Origin of the sequence: Rhodomicrobium sp. R_RK_3 (assembly GCF_002198715.1) — a bacterium.
Lineage (GTDB): Bacteria > Pseudomonadota > Alphaproteobacteria > Rhizobiales > Rhodomicrobiaceae > R-RK-3.
Map to the genome: position 1 here is coordinate 52,853 of NZ_MWLK01000032.1, position 25,985 is coordinate 78,837.

The window sequence follows — 25,985 nt, forward strand, 5'->3', positions numbered from 1 at the left end:
GGCGCGCCCCTCAGAACGGCCAGGGCGCGGATGGGTCCCACAAGGGCACGCCGAGATAGGCGTACCAGGGCGTCATCACGACGATGCCGTAGGCGATGCCGATCAGCACCGACACCCAGCCCGCCCGCGCGTAGTCCGCCGTCGAGAAATGCCCTGCGCCATAGGCGATGACGGCGGCGGTGATCTGGGTCGGCAGGATGTAGGCGAAGCTGTCGGTGTCGGCGACCAGCATGGTGAAGGCGACCGGATGCAGGCCGACTTTCGGCGCCATGGCGAACAGGATCGGCGCCAGCAGCGCCACCGCCGCCACGTTGGAGAGCATGCCGATGCGGATGATATGCGTGCCGACCATCATGATGAGCAGGATCATCCACCAACTGTGCCCGACCACCGCCGTCTGGATGCCCGAGGCCAGCCAGTCGGCGAGGCCCGATTTCGACATGGCGCCGGTCATGGTCAGCGCGCCGCCGAGCAGCAGGAAGGTGCCCCAGATGGTGCGGTCCTGCACCTCCTTCCAGGTGAAGGGGAAGAGGCCCGGAATGAACAGGATCATGATGCCGATCAGGCCGATGATACCGAGCGGATATTGGTGGAGCTGGTAGATCGGGCTGCCCTTGCCGAGCGCGAACATCAGCGCGCCGCCGATCAGCAGGATGAGCAGCAGCCACTCCGCCCGGCTCATCGGCCCCATCTCCTGGTGCATCTTGTGCACCTGCTCATAGCCGCCTGAAATGGCGACCTTGCTGGCGCGGAAATGATAGCGCAGCCAAAGCTGGGTCAGCACGAACATGCCCAGATACGGCACCTGCATGACGAACCAGTCGACATAGCCGAGCTTGAAATTGGCTTTGCCGAAGATGTCGACCAGGATCAGGTTCGGCAGATGCGCGGTCATGATGACCATGCCGCAGATCATGGCGCCGTAGACCAGCGACTGGATCACGATCATCTTTCTGGCGGCGCGCTCCTCCTCGGTGTCGCCGAACAGCCTGGCGACGCCGTCGACGATGCTGAGCAGCGTTGCCGAGCGGGCGTTGGCGGCGGGCACGAACAGCGCCAGCACCAGGTTGACGCCGAAGAAGCCCCAGACCACGCGGCCGGCATTGGTCGCCTTGACCTTGTCGAGGATGGCGAGGGCGATGCGCCGGTCGAGTTTTAGGAGCTGCAGGAAGGCGCCCGCCATGAAGGCGAACAGGCACAGCCACACGACTTCGTTGGTGAAGCCGGCGAAGGCCGTCGCCATGGGCGGATTGTTGTCGGTCCAGGCAAGGCCCTTGGTCAGGACCAGCAGCAGCGGAATGGAAATGCCGGTGACGCCCACCGGCATCGCCTCCGACACCCACATGATGCTGGCCCAGACCACCACGGCCAGCACCGCCTTGCCTTCCCAGGAGAGCCCGGCCGGCAGCGGCATGACCGCAAGGATCAGCACGAAGCCGAGCCAGGCGCAGGCAAAGCCGGCGACGACGCTGGAGGGCTGGCGGCCGGAGGCGCGGATATTATCGGAGACATACCGCCAGCCGTCTTCGAAGAGGCCGCCCGGCGCTGCGTAGTGACTCTGCGCGATATTGTCGGCCATGCCCTGCCACCTTCTCTCAAGCATCGCGATTTGCGTTACTAAGAGTGCGGCCCTGTAACCCACTTGGTCAATAAATCGAAGGTTGTGCGAAACACATCTTCAAACAAATCCTAAGCTTAGGAATTTGAATGCGAAATACTTTTTCGTAACATCCCCATAAGCAGAACTACGTATCGGATTTTTATTTGAGATTTGCCGTTTCTTCGTGGCATTTGAAGATCACATTTGCTCCAGCAAAGATAGAACTTCCAATCGATCATATCAGTATTTCTCCAGATGCAAGAGAGTACAGCATTCGCACAAAATATTGAAAATTCTCAAGGAAACATCGTCGCCTGAATAGATCGTAACCTTGACCGGAAGCGGCAGGGCAAGCGCTTTTATTCACTGGGGCGAATAGGTTAGGGCGATTCCATGATAAAAGCACTGTCCAGCAGGCCTTGGCTCCGATTGCACCGGAAGGACGCCAGGGGGAGGATCGGCCTTGCCGGGCTTTTCATGCTGTGCCTGCCGCTCGTCCAGCCGGCGGCGGCGCAGGCGCCGGAGACCCCGCTCGTCTTCGCGCAGGCCCAGCCGGGCCGCGCCCCGCAAGGCGGAGCGTTGGCGGGCAAGGGCAGCGAGGTGGAAAACGACCTGCGCCTGCGCACCAACAATTGGTCGGTGTCGATTCTGGGCGGCTACATGACCGGCGTGCTCATCCGCATGGCCGTCGACCTGCAAACCGCCTTCGAGGATGGCGATGAGCTGCGCATCCTGCCCATCGTCAGCCACGGCGCCAAGCAGAACGTGCTGGACCTGCTCTATCTCAAGGGCGCCGATATCGCCATCACCCATGCCGACGTCTTCGAGGAGCTGAAAAAGGAAGGGCAGATCAAAAATATCGACAAGCGGGTGCAATATATTTCGCAGCTTCACATTTCCGGCGTGCATGTGCTGGTGCGGCCGGAGATCAAGACCCTCAAGGATCTGGAAGGCAAGAAGGTCGGCTTTCACGGCGTCGGCTCGGGCGTCGATGCCACCGCCTCGATCCTGTTTCCAAGGCTCGGCGTCAAGCCGGTGAAGGTCAATGTGCCGAACTCGGTCGGGCTGGAAAAGCTCAAGAACGGCGAGATCTCGGGACTGGTGCATTTGCTGACGCGGAGCGACGTCTTCCTGACCAAGATCCCGGCGGAGCTGGGCCTGCACCTGCTGAACATCGAATATGACGACAAATTCGCCGACTATTACACGCCCTATACGATCGAGCAGGCCGAATATCCCAACCTCATCCCGCCGGGGCAGAAGGTCGAAACGCTTGGCCTTCCCGCCGTGCTCGCGGTCTATAACTGGCCGCGCGAAACCGACCGCTACCGGCGCGTGGAACGCTTCATCCAATATTACTTCACCAATTTCGACAAGCTGAAGCAGCCGCCCTATCAGCCCGACTGGAAAGGCGTCAATCTCGGCGCCAAGGTGCCGGGCTGGACCCGCTATCCGGTGGCGGAGGAGGCGCTGGCAAAACTCGCCCGGCATGAGCTGATCACCGGAACCAACCCGCCCGCCGGGGTCGAGACGGCGTCGGAGCTGATGGACCCGAGACAGCGCCAGCTCTTCAACGAATTCCTGGAGTGGAAGAAGCAGCAGGGCAAGCGATAGCGCGGTTTGAGATGACACGCACGGCAAGAGTGCTGTTCGGGATGCGCGCCGTTCGCCTTGGCTGGGCCGGATGGCCGCGCCCCGGCCTGACGGCCGTCGCGGCGCTGCTTTGCGGCCTCGGCGCCGCCCCGCACGGCGCGCTGGCGAAAGGCCCTGAGATCGTGACGATTCCGGAGGTCTGGGTGGCGCCCGAGAGCGAGCTGCCGCTGGTGATTCTCGTCCGCTCGGGCGAGCCGCTGCCCTCCAAGGCGATGCTGCTGGTGCGCAATCTGCCGGCCGATGTCACGCTGAGCGAGGGCCGTGAATTCGGACCGGGGGTCTGGGTGGTGCCGCTGAACGCCCTGCCCCGGCTCCGGCTGCGCGCCCCCGCCAGGATGAGCCAGAACCCGGTCACGCTGAGTCTGGTGACGATCGAGGGCAAGCCGCTCGCCCAGGCCAGCGTGATGCTGTTCGTCGCGCCGCCGCCGGGCAAGGACGATCAACTGCCGACCGCCGCCCTGCCGGTCCCGCAACTCTTTCCCGCCGACCGGGCTTTGGGGAGCAAACTGATGGAGAAGGGCAATGAATTTATCGGTGCCGGCAATGTCGCCGCCGCCCGCCAATTCTACCAGCGCGCCGCCGACCGCGGCTTGCCGGAAGCCGCCTTCGCGCTCGCCGCGACCTATGACCCGCGCGAGCTGGCGCGGCTGAAGATCATCAGCGTTCAGCCCGATCCGGTGCTGGCGAAGAAATGGTACGAGCGGGCGCGCGAACTCGGCGCGCCGGGTGTCGAGGCGCGGTTGCAGGCCCTGCCCTAAAACCGGGTCGGTTGGGTTGACATCAGTGCTGTCATTCCCGCCTTCGCGGGAATGACAAAGCGGATGGGGTCAGGCCGCGAGTCGCCGATAGCGCGCGGCGCGCTCCGCCTGCCCGCCCGCTTTCGCGGATGCGTCCCCGCCAATGCTGCACTGCAGCGCATAGCTGCTAGGCGGGCGCTGCATGGTCAATCCGCCAACGTCTTGTTTCCGGCCACTTTTCCCTGTAGCACTCTGTGCAGACGGTTGTTTGTCCCCGAAAATCGGCACTGGGCATATTGTATACCACGCCAATTCATCATATCTCTGGGTCAATGCTGCAACGCACAAGACGGAGAATGATCATGAGCACCCATCACAGCAATGTCGCCTCTGGCCTTTTCGACAATGTCGATACGGGTGACTGGGGAAAGCGCACGCTCGACGCCGTCCGCACGGTTTTCGAGGCCATGGCCACCGGCCGCAAGGCCGCGCACGACTACCGCCGTCTCTCCGCGCATCATCAGCCGCAGGAGGCGATCCAGACGGTCTTCAAGACCCATTTCAGCAAGCGCTAGACGCGGCCCCCGCGCCTTCGGGCGCGCCATATGAAGACGCAGCCTCGTTCCGAGCGATCGGCGCGGGGCTTTTTGTTGGGGCGCGGAAAAAGCCCCCTCACCCGGCCGCTTCGCGTCCGCCCTCTCCTTCGAGGGGAGAGCGGCTCCCGCCGCAAGACGGGTGGGTGAGGGGGCTTTTTCCGCCCCGCAACACCTTCCACCACCCCTCTTCAACCGCCCCCGTCGATAGGCTTTTGCTATCGCACAACGGGAGAGCTGCATTGATTATGGGATGCGTTTCCAAGCAAAATCTTCGCAGGAAACCCAGGAAGGATTGTGAATGGCAGTGGAGCTTTCCGCTCGGGAGATCGGAGACCGGGTCGGCGCCATCGTCGACGCTTGCGCGAGCCTTGAAGGGCCGCTGCTGCCGATCCTGCACGGCGTCCAGGCCGAATTCGGCTTCGTGCCGCAAACGGCGCTGCGCCTGATTGCGGACCGGCTCAATCTCAGCCGCGCCGAAGTGCATGGCGTGATGACCTTCTACCATGATTTTCGCGAGGAGCCCGCCGGGCGGCATGTGCTGAAACTGTGCCGGGCCGAGGCCTGCCAGTCCATGGGCGGCGACGAGATCGCCGAGCGCGCCAAGGCGCAGCTCGGCGTGGATTGGCACGGAACGACGCCGAACGGCGCCGTTACGCTGGAACCCGTCTTCTGCCTTGGCCTGTGCTCCTGCGCCCCCGCCGCCATGGTCGATGGCCGTGTCGTCGGCCGGCTCAACGATGACCGCATCGACGCAGTGATCGAGCAGGTGCGCGCATGAGCACGCTCGTTTACGTCCCCCGCGATTCCGGCGCGCTTGCCGTCGGCGCCGACGATGTTGCCGCCGCCATCGCGCGCGAGGCCGCCAAACGCAAGCTCGACGTAACCATCATCCGCAACGGCACGCGCGGCATGAGCTGGCTCGAGCCGCTGGTCGAAGTGGCAACCCCGCATGGCCGCGTGGCCTACGGGCCGGTCACCGTCGCCGATGTCGTCTCGCTGTTCGATTTCGGCTTCCTTAAGGGCGACTGGCACCGGCTCGGCCAGGGGCACACCGAGCAGATCCCGTTCTTCAAGACCCAGACGCGGCTGACCTTTGCCCGCTGCGGCATCACCGATCCGCTCTCCATCGCCGATTACGAGGCGCATGGCGGCCTCGCGGGCCTGCACAAAGCCATTGCCATGCCCCCGGCCGAAATCGTCGCGACCGTGACCGAATCCGGCCTGCGCGGACGCGGCGGCGCGGGCTTCCCGACCGGCATCAAATGGAAGACCACCGCCGAGGCCAAGGCGCCACAGAAATACATCGTCTGCAACGCCGACGAGGGCGACAGCGGCACCTTCGCCGACCGCATGATTATGGAGGGCGACCCGTTCGTGCTGATCGAGGGCATGGCCATCGCCGGCATCGCGACGGGCTCGACCAAGGGCTATGTCTATCTGCGCTCCGAATATCCGGATGCCATCGCCGTGATGAGCGAGGCGGTCAAGCTCGCCCGCGACTTTGGGATGCTCGGGCCCAAGGTGTTCGGCTCGGACTATGCGTTCGACATGGAAATCCGCTCCGGCGCGGGCGCTTATGTCTGCGGCGAGGAAACCTCGCTGCTGAACAGCCTCGAAGGCAAGCGCGGCGTCGTGCGCGCCAAGCCGCCGCTGCCGGCGCATCAGGGCTTCCTTGCCCGCCCGACCGTGGTCAACAACGTCATCTCGCTGGCCAGCGTGCCGATCATCCTCGACAAGGGCGCTGCCTTCTACCGCGATTTCGGCATGGGCCGCTCGCGCGGCACCATCCCCTTGCAGATCGCCGGCAATGTGAAGCATGGCGGCCTCTACGAAACCGCCTTCGGCCTGACGCTCGGCGAAATCGTCGACGGCATCGGCGGCGGCACCTTCACCGGGCGGCCGGTGAAGGCGGTGCAGGTCGGCGGACCGCTCGGGGCCTATTTCCCGCGCGCGCTGTTCGATACGCCCTTCGACTACGAAGCCTTCGCCAAGGCGGACGGCCTCATCGGCCATGCCGGCATCGTCGTCTTCGACGACAGCGCCGACATGCTGAAGCAGGCCCGCTTCGCCATGGAATTCTGCGCCATCGAATCCTGCGGCAAGTGTACGCCCTGCCGCATCGGCGCGGTGCGCGGCGTCGAAGTGGCCGACAAGATCCTCCATGGCGAGGAGCCGGCCAAGCAGATCGCGCTGCTGACTGACCTTTGCAACACCATGAAATTCGGGTCGCTTTGCGCTCTGGGCGGTTTCACGCCCTATCCGGTGATGAGCGCCTTGACCCATTTCCCCGAAGATTTTCAGCCGCGCACATTCGCCGTGGCAGCGGAGTAAGACCCATGGGCTTGATGCAGACCATTGATTTCGGCACCCCGGCCAGCAAAGCCGAAAAGGCGGTGACGCTCACCATCGACGGCTTCGAAGTCACCGTGCCCGAAGGCACCTCGATCATGCGCGCCGCCATGGAGGCCGGCATCGCGGTGCCAAAACTCTGCGCCACCGACATGGTGGACGCCTTCGGCTCGTGCCGCCTCTGCCTCGTCGAGATCGAGGGCCGCAACGGCACGCCCGCCTCCTGCACGACCCCGGTCGCGCAAGGCATCAATGTCCACACCCAGACCGGCCGCCTGAAGGATCTGCGCCGCGGCGTGATGGAGCTCTACATCTCCGACCATCCGCTCGACTGCCTGACCTGCGCCGCCAATGGCGATTGCGAGCTCCAGACCCAGGCCGGCGTCGTGGGCCTGCGCGATGTGCGCTACGGCTATGACGGCGACAATCACGTCAAGGCGCGCACCAGCACCGGCCTCGTCAACACCGAATGGATGCCGAAGGACGAGAGCAACCCCTATTTCACCTATGACCCGTCCAAATGCATCGTCTGCTCGCGCTGCGTCCGCGCCTGCGAGGAAGTGCAAGGCACCTTCGCGCTGACCATCGAGGGCCGCGGCTTCGGCTCGCGGGTCTCGGCGGGGATGCACGAGGCGTTCCTGGAATCGGAATGCGTCTCGTGCGGCGCCTGCGTGCAGGCCTGCCCGACGGCGACCTTGCAGGAAAAATCCGTCATCGAGATCGGCCAGCCCGAGCATTCGGTGGTGACGACCTGCGCCTATTGCGGCGTCGGCTGCTCGTTCAAGGCAGAGATGCGCGGCGACGAGCTGGTGCGGATGGTGCCGTTCAAGGGCGGCAAGGCAAATCGCGGCCATAGCTGCGTCAAGGGGCGCTTCGCCTATGGCTATGCCAGCCACAAGGACCGCATCCTCAATCCGATGATCCGCGAAAAGATCACCGATCCCTGGCGCGAAGTGTCCTGGGAAGAGGCCATCGCGCACACAGCCAGCGAGTTCAAGCGGCTCCAGAACACCTATGGCCGCGCCTCGATCGGCGGCATCACCTCCTCGCGCTGCACCAATGAGGAAACCTATCTGGTGCAAAAGCTGATCCGCGCCGGCTTCGGCAACAACAATGTCGACACCTGCGCCCGCGTCTGCCATTCGCCGACCGGCTACGGGCTGAAGACCACATACGGCACCTCCGCCGGCACGCAGGATTTCGACAGCGTCGAGCATTCCGACGTCATCATGGTGATCGGCGCCAACCCGACCGACGGTCATCCGGTATTCGCCTCGCGCATGAAGAAGCGCCTGCGCGCCGGGGCGAAACTCATCGTGGTCGATCCGCGCCGCACCGACCTCGTGCGCTCGCCCCATATCCAGGCCGCGCACCACCTGCCGCTGCGTCCGGGCACCAATGTCGCCGTGGTGACGTCGCTCGCCCATGTCATCGTCACCGAAGGGCTGTTCGACGAAGCCTTCATCCGCGAGCGTTGCGACTGGTCCGAATTCGAGCATTGGGCCGCCTTCGTCGCCGAGGAGCGCAACAGCCCGGAGGAGGTGTCAAAAATCTCCGGCGTGCCGGCCGAGACCATCCGCGCCGCCGCCCGCCTGTTCGCCACCGGCGGCAATGGCGCCATCTATTACGGCCTCGGCGTCACCGAGCACAGCCAGGGCTCGACCACGGTGATGGCCATCGCCAACCTCGCCATGGCGACCGGCAATCTCGGCCGCCCCGGCGTCGGCGTGAACCCGCTGCGCGGCCAGAACAACGTGCAGGGCGCCTGCGACATGGGCTCCTTCCCGCATGAGCTGCCCGGCTACCGCCACATCTCCGACGACGCGACGCGCGACCTGTTCGAGAAGCTGTGGGGCGTGACGCTCGACGCCGAGCCGGGCCTGCGCATCCCGAACATGCTCGACGCCGCCGTCGACGGCACCTTCCGCGGCATCTACATCCAGGGCGAGGACATTTTGCAGTCCGACCCGGACACCAAGCACGTCGCCGCCGGTCTTGCCGCCATGGACTGCGTCGTGGTGCAGGACCTGTTCCTGAACGAGACGGCGAATTACGCCCATGTCTTCCTGCCCGGCTCGACCTTCCTCGAAAAGGACGGCACCTTCACCAATGCCGAGCGCCGCATCAACCGCGTCCGCAAGGTGATGGCCCCGAAGAACGGCTATGGCGACTGGGAGATCACCCAATTGCTCGCCAAGGCGATGGGGCTGGCCTGGAACTATGCCCATCCCTCGCAGATCATGGACGAGATCGCCGCCACGACGCCGAGCTTTGCCGGGGTGAACTACCGGATGCTCGACCAGGGAGGCTCCGTGCAATGGCCGTGCAACGAGAAGGCGCCGAGCGGCACGCCGATCATGCATATTGGCGGCTTCTCGCGCGGCAAGGGCAAGTTCATCGTCACCGAATATGTGCCGACCGACGAGAAGACCGGACCGCGCTTCCCGCTATTGCTGACCACAGGTCGAATCCTTGCCCATTACAATGTCGGCGCGCAGACCCGGCGCACGGCGAACACCGCCTGGCATCCGGAGGATATGCTGGAAATCCATCCGCATGACGCCGAGGAGCGCGGCGTGCGCGACGGCGACTGGGTGCGCCTGACCAGCCGCGCGGGCGAAACGGCGCTCCGCGCCAAGATCACCGACCGCGTGGCGCCGGGCGTCATCTACACGACCTTCCACCACGCCGAGACCCAGGCCAATGTCGTGACCACCGATTATTCCGACTGGGCGACCAACTGCCCGGAATACAAGGTCACGGCGGCGCAGGTCTCGCCGTCCAACGGTCCGGCGGATTGGCAGCGCGATTACAACGATCAGGCGCGCCGGTCGCGCCGCATCCTGAACGCGGCGGAGTGAGGACCCGATGTCGTCGTCGACCGCTGACAGGCTCGTCTACATGGCCAACCAGATCGCGACCTTCTTCGCATCGCAGCCGCAAGAGGAAGCGGTGCAGGGCGTGGTCGAGCATATCAACAGTTTCTGGGACCCGCGCATGCGGGAACAGCTCTTCGCGATTGCGGAGAAGGGCGGCTCCGGCCTCAGCCCGCTGGTTCTCGAAGCGATGCCCCAGATCCGCAAGGTCCGGCCGAACCTCACCGTGCCGGGCCACGCCTGATAAGGCGGGCCGCGTTGGCCCGCCGATTTTCTACCCGTACGCCTCTCCCTCCCCCCCTTGGCTGCCCCGTTCAAAATTCCTGCGAATGGGGCAGCTTGGCTTGGGTCAGCCAGAATTCGTTGACGTTTCTGATAAGGCTTTCGAACTCGTCCAACTGGACCGGCTTGGTAAGGAAGCAATTCGCCTGAAGCTGATAGCTTTTGACGATGTCGTCGTGCATGTCGGATGTCGTCAGGATGACCGTGGGAATGCTCCGGAGCGTCTGGTCTCGCTTGATCCGCGCCAGCACCTCGCGCCCATCCATCTTGGGCAGGTTCAGATCCAGCAGGATGAGGTCGGGGCGCGGAGCCTCGCTATGGGCATCCTGCCGCAGCAAATACGCCATCGCTTCCACGCCATCCATGGCCACGTGAAGATTGATGCTCGGATTGGCACCCTTGAACGCTTCCAGCGTCAGCCGGATGTCTCCAAGACTATCCTCGACCAGCAGCACTTCGATGGGGGGAGCGTCACCGAACATCGTCATTTCCGCCTTTTCAAACTTACCGCCGCAGGCAAGGAGCAGGCGGCCTCATCCCGCTCGCATGGGCTCTTCGGTCAGTGGGTGGCGGGCCGTGTCCGTTGCGTCGCGTCGCTCTCCGCAAGAGGACGGCCAGCAACAGTTTTGACTCTGGCGGATGAATCAAACGGGCTCAAATCTACTAAAAGTCAATATAACGCGGATTGACCGGCAATCTCCGGCGATAATCACCAAACATAAGGCCGGTCAGGACTCTTCATCTTCCTCTAACCAGCAATGCGGAAATGCATGGTCTCCACATTGCGGGACAGCGGCAAGCGCTCGGATCTTAACCCGAACACGCAATCGTAGCGGCGACGCACCCATACCGGCCGCCGCAGCCCGCGCAACGGAGGAAGCTCATGAGATCGTTTGAGGTAGGGCCCATCGAGGTTCTCCTGGTCGAAGACAGTCTCGGCGATGTCCGCCTGACGCGGCAGGCCTTCCGCGACGCCAATTGTGCGATCAACCTCAATGTGGCTTTCGACGGCGTGGAGGCGATGGAATTTCTGGCGCAAACGGGCGCCTACGACAAGGCGCCGCGCCCCGATCTCATTCTGCTGGACCTCAACCTGCCGAAAATCGATGGCCGCGAGATCCTCGCCCATATCAAGGAGCACGAGAACCTGAAGATGATACCGACGGTCATCCTGACGACCTCGGAGGCGGACGCCGATATTTTGAAGAGCTACCAGCTCAACGCGAACTGCTATTTGAGCAAGCCGGTGCAGCTCGACGATTTCGAGGCTCTGGTGAACAGCATCAACGAATTCTGGCTGCTGAAGGTCAAGCTGCCGCCGCAGCGGATATAGCTGCGGCCCTGCCTTCTCCGCCTGGAGCGCTTGCCGAAACGCCGCTATCTCACTCCGTCGCCCCGGCCGTTAAAGCCGGGCCTGGGCGCCTCCCCGCGAGCACAGTGCCGGCGGCTCGGCCAATGGGCCCGGGTCCGGCCTGACGCCCGCCCGGGACAGAGGCCGTTCCTCAGCTCGCGTGATGCACCTCCTGCAACCCGTGGACCGGCGTCGGAATGCCCTCCGCCCGCGCCTTCAGTTGCAGCGCCAGATAGAGCGAATAATGCCGCGACTGGTGCAGGTTGCCGCCGTGGAACCAGAGCGCTTCCTGCTGCGTCGGCTTCCACATATTGCGCTGCTCGCCCTCCCACGGCCCCGGGTCCTTCGGCGTGTCCGAACCGAGGCCCCAGCATTTGCCGACCTTGGCCGCCACCTCCGGCGAGATCAGCTCCGCCGCCCAGCCGTTCATCGGCCCGTAGCCGGTGGCATAGACGATGAGATCCGCCTTCAGCTCGGTGCCGTCCTGCAGGATCACCGCATCCTCGGTGATCTCTCGCACATCCGAGCCGGCCTTCAGCTTGATCTTGCCGTCGATGACCAACTGGCTGGCACCGACATCGATATAATAGCCCGAGCCGCGCCGCAGATATTTCATGAACAGCCCGCTGCCGTCCGCCCCCCAATCCAGCATGAAGCCGGCCTTCTCCAGTCCCGCGTAGAATTCGGCGTCGAGCTCGCGCATCTGCTCGTAAAGCGGGATCTGGAACTCATGCATGATCTTGTAGGGGATGGAGGCGAAGATCATGTCGGCCTTTTGCGTCGTCACGCCATTCCTCACCGCCTTCTCCGAATAGAGTCCGCTGAGGCCGATATCCATCAGCGTGTCCGAGCGGACGATATGCGTCGTCGAGCGCTGCACCATGGTGACGTCGACATCGTTCTCCCAGAGGGCGGCGGCAATGTCGTGGGCGGAGTTGTTGGAGCCGATAACGACCGCCCGCTTGCCGCGCCAGGCGTCGGGGCCGGGGTGCTGCGAGGAATGGTGCTGATCGCCCTTGAAGCGCTCCATGCCCTCGAAATGCGGAATATTGGGCTTGCCCGACATGCCCGTCGCCAGCACGAGCTGTTTCGACCGCAGCACGACCGTTTCGCCATCGCGCTCGACGACGACCGTCCATTCCTTCTTGGCCTCGTCCCAGCTCGCTTTCTTGCAGGTGGTGGAGGCCCAGTAATTCAGCTCCATCACCCGCGTGTACATTTCCAGCCAGTCGCCGATCTTGTCCTTGGGCGAGAAGACCGGCCAGTTGGCCGGGAATGGCAGATAGGGCAGATGGTCGTACCAGACCGGATCATGCAGGCAGAGCGACTTGTAGCGCTTGCGCCAGCTATCGCCGGGCCGGGCGTTCTTCTCAACGATGATGGTGGGAACGCCGAGCTGGCGCAGCCGCGCGCCGAGCGCGATGCCGCCCTGCCCTCCCCCGACGACCAGCACTTCGGGCTGCGTCTCATAGCCGAGCCTGCGCGCCTCGTCTTCGCGCTCTTCCTTCCAGCTCTTGCGGTATTTGTCCGCGCCGTGCTTGGCGCCGAGCGGGCGGTCGAAGCCGGAGGGCTCCTCATATCCCTTCAGCTCGGTCATCGAGGTCAGCAGCGTCCAGATCAGCCCGTCCTTCAGGCGGATATGGCCGTAGCCGCGCGCGACCCCGGTCTCGAAGGTCAGCCAGCCGGAGACGACGCCGTCATCCTCGACCGCATCCTCGCCTTCGGCCAGCGCCCAGTCCGACGGCTTAATGGCGGCGAGCTGGGCGCTAAGCATCGCGCGGATGGCGTCCTTGCCCTCCATCGTCCTGATGTTCCAGGTGAAGGAGATCAGGTCGCGCCAGTAGCAATCCTCCTGGAACAGAGCCAGCGCGGCCTCGATGTCGCCTTGGGTCAGCGCGTCGCCGAGCCGGGCGAGCACGCCGCTCACCAGGCTGTTGGGTGCTTTATCGAGCATGGTTTCCTCCTGTTACGCTTGGTTGTTTGGCGCGTGTTTTCCCGCGTCCTTCATACGGAACCGTTTTCGTGCGGCGCACCGCCCGGGCCGTCACCCGCAGCTTGACTCCCTCTCCCATGGGCAAAGGGTTAGCGTGAGGGGGTAATGCTCACCTATCGTTTGTAACCCCTCACCCGGCACGCTTTCAGCGCGCCACCCTCTGCCGCTGGGAGAGGGAAAGAGGCAGCCTTATGCTTCCTCCGAATGAGGCGATCCCGCTTCAGCCGCACGTCGCAGGCGCAGACCCATCTGCCGCGAGCACAGAGCATCGCGGGGATATTTTATCCGGTTTTGCTGGGCAATGTTCGAGGCCCAGGCGCTCTGTAAGTAGACCACAGGCGCAGGGGCAGGTCTATCTCCGCCTCAGGGAAGCGGCGATGACGCTGGGACTTATACGTTACTAAATATTGATTGCCGAGCCCAATAAGCGGGCCCCGTTTCACCCGACGAGGTCTTCGGCCTCAGGGGATGACGGCCTTGTCCACATGCTCGGGCAGGAAGCCGAGGCCGACGATGCGCGCCGGGATGCGCGTCAGGTACGGCACCCAGCCGATGAGCCGCAACAGGAAAGGCGGCTTCACAGGCTGCCCGCGGCGGCCGAGCGCGGCCTTGATGACATTGTTCTGGATGGCGACTTGCAGCGACTGCGTGCGCCGCGTCGGCGATTCGCGGCGGTCCTCCAAGCGCTGCAGATCGGCGTCGGTCAGCGTGCCGTCGCGCAAGGGCCCGGCCAGCAGATTGGCCGTGGCGACCGCATCCTGGATGGCAAGGTTGATGCCGATGCCGCCGACCGGCGACATGGTGTGCGCGGCGTCGCCGATGCAGAGCACCCCCGGCCGGTGCCAGACCGTCAGCCGGTCGACGCCGACGCTGAGCAATTTCAGGTCGTCGAAGCTCGTCACTTCGGCCGAGCGGCCGTGCAGGAACGGCGCCAGAGCCTCGATGTCGTCGCGGAAGGCTTGCAGACCCCGGCGGCGCACGTCTTCAAGCCCGCCCTTGGCGATGACATAGCCGCATTGCCAATAATCGCCGCGATAGATCATGACGAAGATGCGCCCGGCGCCGAAATTGCCGACCGGGTCGATGGGATCGTCGGGGAGGCGCGTCAGGGCGAACCAGAGCACGTCCATCGGCGCGCCGATATCCTCGACCTTGAGCCCGGCCTTCTCGCGCACCGTCGAGCGGCGGCCGTCGCAGCCGAGCACCAGCGTCGAGGCGATGTTGAACTCGCCCTCCGGCCCCCGCGCGACGACGCCGACGACGCGCTCATCCTGCCAGCGCAGGTCGACGGCTTCGGTGTTCATCATCAGCTTGAATTTCGGATAGCGCCGCGCTTCGCCCGCCAGGAAATCGAGGAAATCCCATTGCGGCATCAGCGTCATGAATTTCGCCCGCGTCGGGAGATGGGAGAAATCGGCAAATACCGTCTCGTAGGTCCCGAAACGTCCCTTGAGCTGCGTCACCTGCTGGTGCGGGCGCTTCAGCAGCGCGTCATAGAGCCCGAGCTCGTTCATGACCTCCAGCGTCGAGGGATGGATGGTATCGCCGCGAAAATCGCGCAGGAAATCGGCGTGCTTCTCGAGGACGACGACATCGACCCCCGCGCGCGCCAGAAGATATCCCGCCATCATCCCCGCCGGGCCGCCTCCCGCAATGCAGCATTTCACGCTGAGATCATCCGCCATAGCTGTCCCCTCCTGTTTCCCGCCGCGCCAATGCTATGGACTGATGAACAACTCTGTCGAAAAACCAGCACTGGCCCGATTCGTTCGAAAAGTTATATGCTTGGCAGGCGAATTTGTAGCGGGATGCTGCTTTGAGGGGACGGCATTGCCGGATGGCATCGACACGGCGCGGCTAAGCGGCGAGGCGGACGGCCTGCTCGCGCGGATCCGCGCCCGGACGGACGCGCTGCATCGTGAGGCGGAGCGGACCGGCGTCATCGGCGAGATTTTGCGGGGCACGGCGAGTGTCGGTGCCTATGCGTTGCTGCTGCGGAATTTACTGCCGGTATACGAGGCGCTGGAGGCAGGGCTGGAGCGGTGGCGCGGCGGCCTGGGCCCGGGACGGATCGCGCTGCCCGCGCTGTACCGGTCGGCGGCGATTGGCTCGGACCTGATGCGCCTGCATGGCACGGGTTGGCGGGAGGCGCTGCCTGTATTGGCAGCGGCGGAGTGTTACGCTGCCCATGTTGGCACCGCCGCGACGGGCGACGGGGCCGCGCTGATCGCGCATGCCTATGTCCGCTCGATGGGCGACCTCAGCGGCGGCCAGATTTTGAAACGGCTCCTGTCGCGAACACTGCGCCTGCCGCCCGAGGCGCTGGCCTTCTACGATTTCCCTGCGATTGCGGATGTCCCCGGCTTCAAGGCCGATTACCGCGCAGCCTTGGAACGCGCCGCGTCGGAGATCGCTGACCCTGGGCTGGCGGTGGACGCCGCCGCCGAGGCGTTCCGGCTCAACATCGCGCTGTCAAGGGCCGTTGCCGCAGCCGCGCGGGGGTAGGTGAGGTGCCGTAGGAAAGACCCGACTCGCTCCGGGAGACCCCCGCAAACGCCCTGCTCGCGGCAAGAGTCTTAGCTGCATCGGCGCATCCGCGCCGATGTGTTTGCCCACTTGGCCGTGGGCCCCGGGGGGGCCGACACAAACGTCTTGCTCGCGGCCTCCACAACCCGAACACTGTTCGTCGCCCCGGCCGGAGAGCCGGGGCCTACTCGCATCTCCACTTGCCTCAGCGCTAGCGGATGTGGGATTGGCCCCGGCTCTCCGGCCGGGGCGACGACTAGGCGGGCGCCGAGAGTCCCCGCCCTACTCTTCCTTCTGCGCCAGGAACGGCGTGATGCGCATGAACTCTACCCGGCGGTTGCGCACTTCAGGCGCTTGCGTCGGGACGTAGAGATCCTGCTCGCCATAGCCTTGCGTGACCAGATTTTCCGGCGGCACGCCGAATTCGTCGGTCAGCACGCGGGCGACGGTCTCGGCGCGGCGGTCCGACAATGACAGATTGTCCTCGTCCGAACCGACGGCGTCGGTGTGGCCGGCGATCAGGAAGACCTCCTCCGGATTGCGATCGAGGATGCGCTTGATGACATCGGCGACCTCCTGCAGGCTGCCGACCTGATCCTCGCGCACCTCCCATGAACCGAACTCGAAATTGATGGTGTTCAAATTCACCCGGCGCAGGCGGCGGCGGAGATTGTCGCTATAGCGGATCTCGTCGAGCGTGTAGTCGCCCTCGACATCGTCGATCGGATCGGCGCTCAAGGCTTCCTCCAGCGCGTCTTCTGAGGCGCCTTCGGCTTCGACGTAATATTCATTGCGCGGAATGCCGATCACCGGCTCCGGCAGCTCGACATAGAAGCCGAAGCCGCCGCGGCGGCGCCGGTCATCGTCCCAGTCGCGGAAATTGCGGCCGCCGCGCCGAAATTCATTGTTGATCAGCACGATGCGCCGCCCGTTCGGCAGCACCTTGATGCGGCGGACCAGATTGCCCTTGTCGTCCTGGATGCTGATGATCTGCACGCCGTTCGGCCGCGTGACGATGGTGCGGTCGCGCCCGCCCTGTTCTCGCTCGACGCGATAATCGCGCGCGCCGCCACGAAAACGCTCATTTTCGTCATGCCGGATGATGACCTTGCCTTGGTCGCGCTCGATGCGGCGCTTGCCCGGCTCCTCGATGACGATGCGGCCGCCTTCCTCGCGCCGCTCGCGGCGCTGGCCGGTGATGTCCTTCAGCCTTTCGCGGGAGAATTCCCGGCGGTCGCGGCGGCGCTCCTGCATCTGGTCATTGGTGAAGGTCCGGCGCGGATCGCCCTCGCTGCCGCCTTCGGCCTGACCCCGGCCCGGACCGCCATCGCGCCCGCCCGGCTTGAACCTGTCGCGCCGATCGCCCGGGCCGTCCTGGCCCTGGAGGGTGCGGCCTTCCGCGCCCGGGCCGCCCTCACGCTTGTCGCCGCCCTGACCCGGCTGGCCCTGCCCTTGCAGCGTCCGCCGCTCGGCACCTGGGCCGCCTTCGCGCTTGTCGCCGCCCTGACCGGGCTGGCCCTGCCCTTGCAGCGTCCGCCGCTCGGCACCCGGGCCGCCCTCGCGCTTGTCGCCGCGCTGGCCGTCATCCTGCTTCTGGCCGGCGCGCTGGCGCCGCTCCTGCTCTTCCTTTTCGCGCTGGGCGCGCAAGGCCCGCTCGCGCTCATCCTGCTGGCGCTCGCGAAGCTGCTCGCCGCTCTGCTGCGGCGGCGTCTTGATCCGCCGGTCGGGACCGTCATCCTCGCGCCGGTCGCCGCCCTGGCCCTGCCGCGCGCCATTGCGCTGCTGCTCTTCGATCCTTTCGCGCAAGGCGCGGCCGCGATCTTCGCCCTGCTGCTGTTGCCGGTCGCCGCCGCCCTGCTCCGTCTGCTCGCGCCGGAACTGCTGCCGCTGATTATCGCCGCCGCCACCCTGGCCGCCTTGGCTTCGGTGCTGACGGTCATCGCCGCCGCGATGATCCTGCCCGCCGCCGCCACCGCCGCGCTGGTCCTGGCCGCCGCCGCCACGATGGTCCTGCTGGTCGCGGGCCCTCTCGCGGCGCCGCTTGTCATCGTCCTGATCGCCTTGCGCCTGCGCGAGCTGGAACTGCGTCGCTCCAAGGGCGCGCGGCTCCGCCCGCGCCGAACCGGCCACGGCAATCCCCATCGCCGTTCCGATCAGCAAAAACTCTCTTGTGCCTATCCGAAGCATTTCCTCGCCCCTTTTTGGAAATTTCAAGCCGCGCGGCCTCATCGTGGAAGATCACGCCGCGTCATTCATGCCGACCATCGCGCGTTTTTTGTGACTGTGCGCTGAACGACTGTCCCATAACGAAGCAATCAAGCGGCGACAGAGTTCCCAAGGGGCAGAAAAGCGGCCGGTCAGGTCTCGAAACCGCCATCGACATTGAAAGTCGCGCCGGTGATATAGGTGCCGGCCTCGCTCGCCAGGAACACCGCCGTATGCGCGGTTTCCTCCGGCGTACCATAGCGGCCGAGCGCGGTCATCATGGTCATCAGCCGGGCGTGGCGGCTCTCTTCCAGGTTCATTTCGGTGGCGATGGGGCCGGGCTGAATGGCGTTGACGGTGATGCCCAGCGAACCGAGGTCGCGGGCGAAGGCGCGGGTCATGCCGGCGACCGCGAATTTGCTGATCGCATAGAGCCCGACGCCGGGCGCCGGAACGCGCGCGCCAAAGGTGCTCGAGACGTTGATGATGCGGCCGCCGCGCGGCAGAAGCGGCACCGCCGCCTTGATGGCGATATAGGCGCCGCGCATGTTGACCGCCATGACGCGGTCGAATTCCTCGTCGCTGGTGCTCTGCAGCAGGCAGCGCCTGAACATGCCGGCATTGTTGACGAGGATATCCAGCCCGCCGAGCCGTTCATGCGCCAGCGCCACCGATGCGCGCACCGCTTCGGCGTCGCCCGCGTCCGCGCGGATAGCCTCGCCGGTGACGCCATGCGCGCGGATCGCGGCGGCCGTCGCCTCCGCCTGCGCGGGCGAGCTGAAATAGGTCAGCGCGACATCGGCGCCCGCCGCGCCGAGCGCCCGCGCGATCGCCGCCCCGATGCCACGGCTCGCGCCGGTGACCAGCGCCTTCTTGCCCGACAGCACGCCCATGCCCAGTTCCCCCCGGATCGAAAACCTCAGCTCGCGCCTTCCACGATGACGATCTCGCCATCGGCGCAGGTCTGCCGGATGGCGGCGGCGATCTGATATTCCGGCGAGTGGTAGCACGCCAGCGCCTGTTCGAAGCTGTCGAATTCAATAATCACATTGCGCGGGCGCCCTTCGCCCTCGACAGCTTCCGAGCGGCCGCCCCGCGCAAGGAAGCGCGCGCCATATTTCTGGAATGGAGCCTTGGTCGCCTCCACATATTGCGGATAGATGTCGGCATTGTTGACGGTGACGCGGGCAACCCAATAAGCCTTGGCCATGATTCACTCCCAGCATTTGCGAGCGCCAGCATAGTCCGGCGCGGCGGCTTTGTGGAGGGAGAGGCGGAGGCCGCAAGGACTTTCGACAGGAGACAGGCCGTGATCCGGGTTCAAGGGGACGATTTCGATGTCGGCGCGGAGATCGCCGGGCTGACCGCCGGGCGCGAGGATATCGGCGCGGTGGTGAGCTTTACCGGCATCGTGCGCGGGGGCAGCGGCGAGCGCGCCATCCGCGCCATGACGCTGGAGCATTATCCCGGCATGACCGAGCGCGAGCTCGAACGCATCGAAGCCGAAGCCCGCGACCGCTGGCCGCTGAGCGCGAGTCTGGTGGTGCATCGCCATGGCCGGCTGATGCCCGGCGAGAATATCGTGCTGGTGGTGACGGCCTCCGCGCACCGGCAAGCCGCATTCGAGGCGGCCTCGTTCCTGATGGATTACCTGAAAACCAGCGCCCCGTTCTGGAAAAAGGAAGAGCGCCTCGCCGGAGGTGATGGCTGGGTCGAGGCCAAGGCGGATGATGACGCGGCGGCTGGGCGGTGGGGGAAATAGGCGGCCAACCCTCATCCGTCGCCCCGGCCGTAAGAGCCGGGGCCCACTCGCCTCTCCCTTACCCTCAGTGCTTGCGGATCTGCCATTGGGTCCCGGCTCGGCCTGACGGCCGTCCGGGACGACGAAGTTCGCCTACTTCCGGTGCTCTTCCAGCCTCGGCATGATCTCGACGAAATTGCAGGGCCGGTGGCGGAAGTCGAGCTGCGACTTCAAAATGCCGTCCCAGGCGTCGCGGCAGGCGCCAGGCGAGCCGGGCAGGCAGAAAACATAGGTGCCGCCGATCACGCCCGCCAAGGAGCGCGACTGCACGGTCGAGGTGCCGATCTTCTGGAAGCTGATCAGGTGCATGACGACGGAAAAGCCGTCGATCTCTTTCTCGAAAAGCGGGCGCAGAGCCTCCGGCGTCACGTCGCGGCCGGTAAGGCCGGTGCCGCCGGTCGTGATGATGGCGTCGATCTCCCTATCCGCCGACCAGCGCTTGACCAGCGCCTGAATCTCGGTCGTCTCGTCGCGGCAGATGGCGCGGTCGGCGAGCTGATGGCCCGCCTCGGTCAACAGCGAGGCGAGCAGCGCGCCGGATTTGTCGTCCTCCAGCTTGCGCGTGTCCGACACCGTCAGCACGGCGATGCGCACGGGCTTGAATGGGCGGGATTCGTCGATGCCTGGCATATAACCTCGGCTGGTCGCGATCCCGGCGGGCGCTTTCTCGCCTCCCGCCGGGGTCGGACAATGCTATTTCGACAGCGAGACGGTTGCCACCGGAACGTGGCGGCCGGCGCCGGGATCGAACTGGGTGATGGTTAGCGACTGCTTGCCGCCGGTGACGCGGACGGCAAACCGGCCCTTAAAATTGGGTCCGTCGACTTCGATATTCATGCGGTCGCCGCCGATCTTGCCGGCCACGCTGCCGGTATTGTTGGCAACCTTTTCTTCCCAGCGGCCCGACACGCTGTCGCCTTCGCAGGAGACGTTGGCGGTCGCCTCGAACTTATAATCGGTGCCGGCGCAGGAAATCTTCTGCGCGACCTTGCCGCCTGAATTGTTGTAATTGACGCGGCAGGAAATCCGCTCCTCGGCGCCGCCGATGGGCTTCACCGTGCCCGAGCCGCGCCAGGCGCCGTTGAGATTCTTGATCAGTTCCGTGCCCGAGGCGCCGCAAGCGGCGAAAGCGGGGCTGGCGAACGCGCCTCCGGCGACGGCCGCGAGGACCAGTCCGGCGCAAATGGGTCGTGCGATTTTTGCAAATGTCATGAAGCTTCCCTGCCTAAAGTTTGGGCGCACCGTCGCCGCGTTCGTTTGAACCAATTCTTCCGGAATCAAAAGCCGGCGGGGGGAGTTTGCGCGATGGGGTCCAAACGATTGATGAATGCCTCACGATGAAATAGGTTGCCAATCGCCTGCGGAAAATAGCCAAATGCCGCGCGTTCGCGCATTTTCCCGGATTCAGGCGATTTTCGGCCACAGCGCGTAGAAGTGGTGGACCGGCCCGCTGCCATGTCCGATGGCCAGATCATCCGCCTTTATCAATGCATTGGTGAGGTAGACCTTGGCCTCGCGCACGGCGTCCAGCATGGTCATGCCCTTGGCGAGCGAGGCCGTTATGGCCGAGGCAAGCGTACAGCCGGTGCCATGGGTATGCTTGGTGCGGATGCGGTCGGCGGCGAGGCGGACGATGTTGCTGCCGTCGAGAAAAATATCGACCGCCTCAGGGCCGCTGCCGTGGCCGCCCTTCATCAGCACGGCTTTCGCGCCGAGCGAGAGCAGCAGCTCGCCCTGGCTGACCATCATCTTTTCGTCGACCGCCTCCGCCGCCCCGAGCAGCCGCGCCGCTTCGGGAATGTTCGGCGTGACGATATCGGCGAGCGGCAGCAGATGGGCGCGCAGGGCAAATTCCGCGCCGCCATCGAGCAGCGGATCGCCGCTTCCCGCCACCATGACGGGATCGAGCACGATCTGCGGCCCGGCCCAGGCGGTCAGTTTCTCCGCGACGGAGATGATCGCCGCCTCGGTGCCGAGCATGCCGATCTTCACCGCCCGCACATCGAGATCGGAGAAGACGGCGTCCATCTGGGCGCGAATGAAATCCGGCGGCACCATATGGATGGCGCTGACACCCTTGGTGTTTTGCGCGGTCAGCGCCGCGATGACCGAAGCGCCATAGACGCCGAGCGCCGAAAACGTCTTCAGATCCGCTTGAATGCCGGCGCCTCCCGAGGAATCGGAGCCGGCGATGGTGAGGGCGATCGGCGATATCATAGTGAATTAAATAAGCGTTGGGGGACCGGCTTGCGAGCCTTGGCGCGCGAATGCGCACAGCTTGTGGCCAGCGGGCCGCTGAGGCCGCCTTTTCTTTGGCGCCGCTACACCGTCTCCAGCCAGTTCCGGGTCAGATCGACGTCGCCTTGGGTGAGGCCGTGCGAGGCGGGGAGCACATGCCGCTCCACCTTCGCGCCGCGCTCGGTGAAAAGCGCCTCGAGGCGGGCGGATTGGCCCGGCGGCATCAGCGGGTCGAGCCTGCCGAAGAGCAGCAGCACGGGTTTCCCGGAGAGGTTGACCGGCGCGTCCGGTTCGAACGGCACCATCGGCCGCAAGAGGGCCGCGCCGGCGATGGCGTCGGGCCGGAGCAGCATCATGCCCGCCGCGATATTGGCGCCGTTGGAATAGCCGAGCGCGAACAGCCGCGTCCGGTCGATGCGGTAATGCTCGATGGCGGCTTCGATGAACTGGGCCAGCTCCTCGGCGCGCGCCTTCAGGTCGGCGACGTCGAACACGCCTTCTGCGAGCCGCCTGAAGAAGCGCGGCATGCCGTTTTCCAGCACCTTGCCGCGCGGCGACAGCAGCGCCCAGCCCGGCGCCAGCTCCTGGGCGAGGCCGATCAGGTCGCGCTCGTCCCCGCCCGTGCCGTGCAGCAGGAGCAGCGTGTTGCCGGTATCGCCCGGCTCGAACCGGTGGATGAAGCCCAGATCGCCGCTCATTCCGCTCTCCTCAAGGTTTGGGCCGGGTCGCAAGAACCAGATAGACAAGCACGATGACAGGCACCGCCAAGCTTAGATAGGACACCACACTATAGCCTATCGCGCCGAGCAGCGCGCCCACCGCGAAACCGACGACGGCGGCCGCAAGGTTCCGCGTCCGCGCGGCGTTGGCTTTCGGCCCGGCGCGCAAGAGATCGACACTGTCTATCACGGCTTGCGTCACATTGCCCGTCATCACGGTGGTCGGCGTGCCGGGATGGGTCAGGCGGCCGCCGGCATTCTGCACCGCCATGGCGGCGACACCGGCGAGGCCCGTCAGCACGGCGGGCAGCGTGTCGGCATTGCCGAACGGCTCGCCAAAGAGCCCGGCCAGCATGAAGGCGACCAGCAGCACGATCTCGATGATGAGCACCGGCCGCGCCAGATCGCGCCCGGCGCTTTCGGCCCGGCGCACCGCGACGGCGACCGCCGCGACGACGGCGATGAACACCGGCAGGGCCAGCAGCTTGGCGATCAGCCCGGTCGGGCTCCCCGCGATGCCGGAACCGATCAGCACGAAATTGCCGGTGACATGGGCGGTGAACAGGCCGAACAGCGCGATGAAGCCGACCGTATCGACGAAGCCCGCCACGAAGCTCAAGGCGATGACGGGGATGAGGGCGGGCATGTCAGGCCGAATCCTTGCAGCAGGCGCCTGTGCAGTGTGAACCGCGCGGATGGCGCGGGGCTTGGACGGCCCTGCACACGCAAGAGCCGGTCCGCCTTGCCGCAGCGAAAATGAGCCGCTTCATGAGCTTCGGCATTGGTCCCGGCTCGAGATTGCGATTAGACTGTCTTGGCGAGAGGTCCGCGGGCGCCTCATCGCCGCGTGTGGCGACCCGCAAAATACCACCAGTCCATCGAAACCGCGTGCGGGCGTTCGTCGCGTCGGAAGGCATTGGTGATGCTGAGGGCCCCCTCACCGGATGGGGCAAGGCTGATGACGGCGGCAAGCGCAGGCATTCTGATGTATCGGCGGCAGGGCGGCGCGCTCGAAGTGCTGCTCGTGCATCCCGGCGGCCCATTCTGGCGGCACAAGGATTTCGGCGCCTGGTCGATTCCCAAGGGCGGCTTCGGCGAGGGCGAGGACGCCGAGTCGGCGGCGCGGCGGGAATTTGCCGAAGAGCTCGGCGGGGCGGCCATCGGCCCGCTCGAGGCGCTGGGCGAGGTGCGCCAGCGCGGCGGTAAGCGCGTCACCGCCTTCGCGCTCGAAGGCGATCTCGACGTCGCCGCCATCCGCAGCAATGCCTTCGAGCTGGAATGGCCGCCGCGCAGCGGCCGTATCCAAACCTATCCGGAGGTCGACCGTGCCGGCTGGTTCGGCCTCGCGGAAGCGCATGACAAGATCCTGGCCAGCCAGCGCCCGTTCCTCGACCGGCTCGTCGCCTCCCTCGGCGGGGGTGACGGCAAGCCTTAGCCCGCCGGTCCCCACGCGGGGGAATCAATCCAGCTTGAAGGTCAAGCCGACCTGGGCGGCGATGGCCCGGAAATCCTCGCTGGCATCGCCCCGCACGGCCAGATAGGCCTGGGTCGAGCTGCCGATGTCGAAATCGATGCCCGCGCGGGCGAAGATCGATGTGTCGGCATCGTCGAAGGAGAAGTCCTCGCCGTCGACGGTCAGCTCGTTTTCATAATGAAAGCGGTGATTGAGGCCGCCTTGCACGAAGGGCCGCAGCACCGCGTCTTCCAGTTGCACGGTTTGGAACAGCCGCGCCGAGATGCTGCCGGAAAACTCCTCCATGCGGCCGTCGGTGAATCGGGAGCCGCCGGAATCGACATAGTCATCGCTGGTGGCATGGATGTAATTCACCCCGCCGCGCAGATCGAGCTTGCTGTCGCCCAGCGGCACGATGATGCCGGCGACCGCCGAAGTGGCGAGCGCGAAATTGTTGAACTCGGCGCTGAGGGGCAAGACCTTGCCGCTGGTCTCGGGCGCACCGAAAGTGCCGGTCACGGTCAGTAGTCCGTAGCGCGTGCCGTCCGTCACCAGGCCGAAGCCGCCGGCGGTCCAGCTTTCCACCGTCGCCTCGCCGCTCTCGGACGGTCCCGGCACCCCGGCGACGCGGCCGACATCGATCTCGGTATGGGTGTAATTGCCGATGACGCCGAAGGTGACGCTGCGCGGGGACGCGTCGAACAGCGCCGAGCCGTCGAAGCGCAGGCCGACCGTCAGGCCGTAATTCTGCTCGTCGAATTCCGGGTTCTTGAAGGACGACTGTCCGGACGACGTCGAGGAGAAGCCGTCATGGGAGAGGAACTTATAGCCCGATACCATGAAGCTCGACGAGGTCTGGCCGGGGCTGCCAGAGCCGATGGGCCCAAAGGCCGTCACTTCGGGCTGGAGGTCGCCGTCGAGCGCGGCGGCGATGATGTCCTGGGTGACGCCCGCCGCCACGAGCGCGGAATTGCTCGCCGCCCCGCCGAGCGCGGCGCGCGCCTGCTGGCGGGCGGAGCAATCGAGGGTGGGCTGCTCCTGCCGCGGCGGCGTTTCCGGCATTTTGAGGCCCGATGATCGCGACGGGTTGGCTTGGGCCGGCAAAAGTCTGCAACCGACCTCTATCGGATCCTCGCCCTTTCCACCTCCCTCTCCGCCAGTGGATCCGCCATTATTGCCACCATTAGTACCCCCGGTGCCCTCGCCGCCTTCGGTATTGCCATTGTTGTCGTGGCGATGATGACGGTGATGCCAGTGACGATGGCCGCGCCGCTCTCTGACCGATTCCTGTCGTTGATTATTGCTAAGCCCGGACTGTGCCGCGCTGCTTGCGTCATCCGCGGCTAAGGCCGCGCCACCCGTCCCAATGGCAATAAGCGCACTGAAAACGAAAGCGCCGACCGACCCGCTTCCCCCCAAGGAAGAGCGTCCCTCGCGCATTGGCCCCTCTTAATTCCCCAAAAATACCCAAAACGAATGCATTCATGTTGGCAAATGGGTGGCGCCTGTCCACACACCCACGGTTGCAGCCCTGGCGCGAATCGGCCGGTTTTGTGCGTCTGAGCACAATCGGGTCCAAATAACCGCCCAATTTCGTCCCGGGGGC

General features: G+C 65.3%; 26 protein-coding genes. 13 read left to right on the plus strand and 13 right to left on the minus strand.

Annotated elements, in window-relative coordinates:
• Nucleotides 1–10: 10 nt before the first annotated feature.
• Nucleotides 11–1,579 (minus strand): DASS family sodium-coupled anion symporter, encoded by a 1,569-nt coding sequence (locus BLEFHOIH_RS18830; protein ID WP_088347576.1) that lies wholly within the window; start codon nucleotides 1,577–1,579, stop codon nucleotides 11–13.
• 414 nt (nucleotides 1,580–1,993) lie between these two features.
• On the opposite strand from BLEFHOIH_RS18830, the gene BLEFHOIH_RS18835 reads away from it, so the two are divergent.
• The 7 genes from BLEFHOIH_RS18835 to BLEFHOIH_RS18865 all read left to right on the plus strand — a co-directional run bounded on the left by BLEFHOIH_RS18835 (nucleotide 1,994) and on the right by BLEFHOIH_RS18865 (nucleotide 10,055).
• Nucleotides 1,994–3,214 (plus strand): TAXI family TRAP transporter solute-binding subunit, encoded by a 1,221-nt coding sequence (locus BLEFHOIH_RS18835; protein WP_088347577.1) that lies wholly within the window; start codon nucleotides 1,994–1,996, stop codon nucleotides 3,212–3,214.
• 11 nt (nucleotides 3,215–3,225) lie between these two features.
• A complete protein-coding gene (locus BLEFHOIH_RS18840; RefSeq protein ID WP_125461794.1) occupies nucleotides 3,226–4,011 on the plus strand; it encodes a sel1 repeat family protein in 786 nt (261 codons plus the stop codon).
• Nucleotides 4,012–4,352: 341 nt separating this feature from the next.
• Nucleotides 4,353–4,565, plus strand: a complete 213-nt coding sequence (locus BLEFHOIH_RS18845; RefSeq protein WP_125461795.1) for a hypothetical protein — start codon at nucleotides 4,353–4,355, stop codon at nucleotides 4,563–4,565.
• 319 nt (nucleotides 4,566–4,884) lie between these two features.
• Nucleotides 4,885–5,364 carry a formate dehydrogenase subunit gamma gene (locus tag BLEFHOIH_RS18850; protein ID WP_088347580.1) on the plus strand — a complete coding sequence of 160 codons (480 nt, stop codon included), beginning with the start codon at nucleotides 4,885–4,887 and terminating at the stop codon, nucleotides 5,362–5,364.
• A complete protein-coding gene (locus BLEFHOIH_RS18855; protein WP_088347581.1) occupies nucleotides 5,361–6,917 on the plus strand; it encodes an NADH-quinone oxidoreductase subunit NuoF in 1,557 nt (518 codons plus the stop codon). The genes BLEFHOIH_RS18850 and BLEFHOIH_RS18855 overlap by 4 nt, the downstream gene beginning before the upstream one ends.
• 5 nt (nucleotides 6,918–6,922) lie before the next feature.
• A complete protein-coding gene (fdhF, locus tag BLEFHOIH_RS18860; protein ID WP_088347582.1) occupies nucleotides 6,923–9,796 on the plus strand; it encodes a formate dehydrogenase subunit alpha in 2,874 nt (957 codons plus the stop codon).
• Between the two features lie 7 nt (nucleotides 9,797–9,803).
• Nucleotides 9,804–10,055, plus strand: a complete 252-nt coding sequence (locus tag BLEFHOIH_RS18865; RefSeq protein ID WP_088347583.1) for a formate dehydrogenase subunit delta — start codon at nucleotides 9,804–9,806, stop codon at nucleotides 10,053–10,055.
• A 70-nt stretch (nucleotides 10,056–10,125) separates the two neighbouring features.
• Here the strand turns inward: BLEFHOIH_RS18865 and BLEFHOIH_RS18870 are convergent, their stop codons facing one another.
• A complete protein-coding gene (locus tag BLEFHOIH_RS18870; RefSeq protein ID WP_088347699.1) occupies nucleotides 10,126–10,575 on the minus strand; it encodes a response regulator in 450 nt (149 codons plus the stop codon).
• Nucleotides 10,576–10,976: 401 nt separating this feature from the next.
• Between BLEFHOIH_RS18870 and BLEFHOIH_RS18875 the strand changes: the two genes are divergently transcribed.
• The gene (locus tag BLEFHOIH_RS18875) at nucleotides 10,977–11,426 is read left to right on the plus strand and encodes a response regulator (protein ID WP_088347584.1); all 450 of its coding nucleotides are present in this window, start codon (nucleotides 10,977–10,979) and stop codon (nucleotides 11,424–11,426) included.
• A 169-nt stretch (nucleotides 11,427–11,595) separates the two neighbouring features.
• Here BLEFHOIH_RS18875 and BLEFHOIH_RS18880 read toward each other — a convergent pair whose 3' ends face one another.
• Entirely contained in the window at nucleotides 11,596–13,398 is a 1,803-nt protein-coding gene (locus tag BLEFHOIH_RS18880; protein WP_088347585.1) for an NAD(P)/FAD-dependent oxidoreductase, read from the minus strand.
• A gap of 500 nt (nucleotides 13,399–13,898) precedes the next feature.
• Nucleotides 13,899–15,122, minus strand: a complete 1,224-nt coding sequence (locus tag BLEFHOIH_RS18885; protein WP_088347586.1) for an FAD-dependent oxidoreductase — start codon at nucleotides 15,120–15,122, stop codon at nucleotides 13,899–13,901.
• 145 nt (nucleotides 15,123–15,267) lie between these two features.
• On the opposite strand from BLEFHOIH_RS18885, the gene BLEFHOIH_RS18890 reads away from it, so the two are divergent.
• The gene (locus BLEFHOIH_RS18890) at nucleotides 15,268–15,942 is read left to right on the plus strand and encodes a biliverdin-producing heme oxygenase (RefSeq protein ID WP_245297090.1); all 675 of its coding nucleotides are present in this window, start codon (nucleotides 15,268–15,270) and stop codon (nucleotides 15,940–15,942) included.
• Between the two features lie 303 nt (nucleotides 15,943–16,245).
• On the opposite strand, the gene BLEFHOIH_RS18895 is transcribed toward BLEFHOIH_RS18890, so the two are convergent.
• Nucleotides 16,246–17,217 (minus strand): OmpA family protein, encoded by a 972-nt coding sequence (locus tag BLEFHOIH_RS18895; RefSeq protein ID WP_088347587.1) that lies wholly within the window; start codon nucleotides 17,215–17,217, stop codon nucleotides 16,246–16,248.
• A gap of 270 nt (nucleotides 17,218–17,487) precedes the next feature.
• Between BLEFHOIH_RS18895 and BLEFHOIH_RS26355 the strand changes: the two genes are divergently transcribed.
• Nucleotides 17,488–18,255 carry a hypothetical protein gene (locus tag BLEFHOIH_RS26355; RefSeq protein WP_125461796.1) on the plus strand — a complete coding sequence of 256 codons (768 nt, stop codon included), beginning with the start codon at nucleotides 17,488–17,490 and terminating at the stop codon, nucleotides 18,253–18,255.
• A 65-nt stretch (nucleotides 18,256–18,320) separates the two neighbouring features.
• On the opposite strand, the gene BLEFHOIH_RS18900 is transcribed toward BLEFHOIH_RS26355, so the two are convergent.
• Nucleotides 18,321–19,061 (minus strand): SDR family oxidoreductase, encoded by a 741-nt coding sequence (locus BLEFHOIH_RS18900; protein ID WP_088347588.1) that lies wholly within the window; start codon nucleotides 19,059–19,061, stop codon nucleotides 18,321–18,323.
• A gap of 26 nt (nucleotides 19,062–19,087) precedes the next feature.
• On the minus strand, nucleotides 19,088–19,378 hold the full coding sequence (locus BLEFHOIH_RS18905) for a DUF1330 domain-containing protein (RefSeq protein WP_088347589.1): 291 nt from the start codon (nucleotides 19,376–19,378) through the stop codon (nucleotides 19,088–19,090).
• A 99-nt stretch (nucleotides 19,379–19,477) separates the two neighbouring features.
• Between BLEFHOIH_RS18905 and BLEFHOIH_RS18910 the strand changes: the two genes are divergently transcribed.
• On the plus strand, nucleotides 19,478–19,930 hold the full coding sequence (locus BLEFHOIH_RS18910) for a molybdenum cofactor biosynthesis protein MoaE (RefSeq protein ID WP_088347590.1): 453 nt from the start codon (nucleotides 19,478–19,480) through the stop codon (nucleotides 19,928–19,930).
• A 132-nt stretch (nucleotides 19,931–20,062) separates the two neighbouring features.
• Here the strand turns inward: BLEFHOIH_RS18910 and moaB are convergent, their stop codons facing one another.
• From moaB to BLEFHOIH_RS18935, 5 genes are all read right to left on the minus strand, one after another.
• On the minus strand, nucleotides 20,063–20,599 hold the full coding sequence (gene moaB / locus BLEFHOIH_RS18915) for a molybdenum cofactor biosynthesis protein B (protein WP_088347591.1): 537 nt from the start codon (nucleotides 20,597–20,599) through the stop codon (nucleotides 20,063–20,065).
• 63 nt (nucleotides 20,600–20,662) lie between these two features.
• Complete coding sequence (locus tag BLEFHOIH_RS18920; RefSeq protein ID WP_088347592.1) at nucleotides 20,663–21,181, minus strand: hypothetical protein; 519 nt, start codon at nucleotides 21,179–21,181, stop codon at nucleotides 20,663–20,665.
• A 192-nt stretch (nucleotides 21,182–21,373) separates the two neighbouring features.
• On the minus strand, nucleotides 21,374–22,186 hold the full coding sequence (thiD, locus tag BLEFHOIH_RS18925) for a bifunctional hydroxymethylpyrimidine kinase/phosphomethylpyrimidine kinase (RefSeq protein WP_088347593.1): 813 nt from the start codon (nucleotides 22,184–22,186) through the stop codon (nucleotides 21,374–21,376).
• Nucleotides 22,187–22,290: 104 nt separating this feature from the next.
• Nucleotides 22,291–22,905, minus strand: a complete 615-nt coding sequence (locus tag BLEFHOIH_RS18930; RefSeq protein WP_088347594.1) for an alpha/beta hydrolase — start codon at nucleotides 22,903–22,905, stop codon at nucleotides 22,291–22,293.
• A 10-nt stretch (nucleotides 22,906–22,915) separates the two neighbouring features.
• Complete coding sequence (locus tag BLEFHOIH_RS18935; RefSeq protein WP_088347595.1) at nucleotides 22,916–23,572, minus strand: YoaK family protein; 657 nt, start codon at nucleotides 23,570–23,572, stop codon at nucleotides 22,916–22,918.
• 312 nt (nucleotides 23,573–23,884) lie between these two features.
• Between BLEFHOIH_RS18935 and BLEFHOIH_RS18940 the strand changes: the two genes are divergently transcribed.
• Nucleotides 23,885–24,361, plus strand: a complete 477-nt coding sequence (locus BLEFHOIH_RS18940) for an NUDIX domain-containing protein (protein WP_088347596.1) — start codon at nucleotides 23,885–23,887, stop codon at nucleotides 24,359–24,361.
• Nucleotides 24,362–24,385: 24 nt separating this feature from the next.
• On the opposite strand, the gene BLEFHOIH_RS18945 is transcribed toward BLEFHOIH_RS18940, so the two are convergent.
• Nucleotides 24,386–25,441, minus strand: a complete 1,056-nt coding sequence (locus BLEFHOIH_RS18945) for an autotransporter outer membrane beta-barrel domain-containing protein (RefSeq protein ID WP_088347597.1) — start codon at nucleotides 25,439–25,441, stop codon at nucleotides 24,386–24,388.
• A gap of 30 nt (nucleotides 25,442–25,471) precedes the next feature.
• On the opposite strand from BLEFHOIH_RS18945, the gene BLEFHOIH_RS26830 reads away from it, so the two are divergent.
• A complete protein-coding gene (locus BLEFHOIH_RS26830) occupies nucleotides 25,472–25,726 on the plus strand; it encodes a hypothetical protein (RefSeq protein WP_088347598.1) in 255 nt (84 codons plus the stop codon).
• The last annotated feature ends 259 nt before the right edge of the window (nucleotides 25,727–25,985 follow it).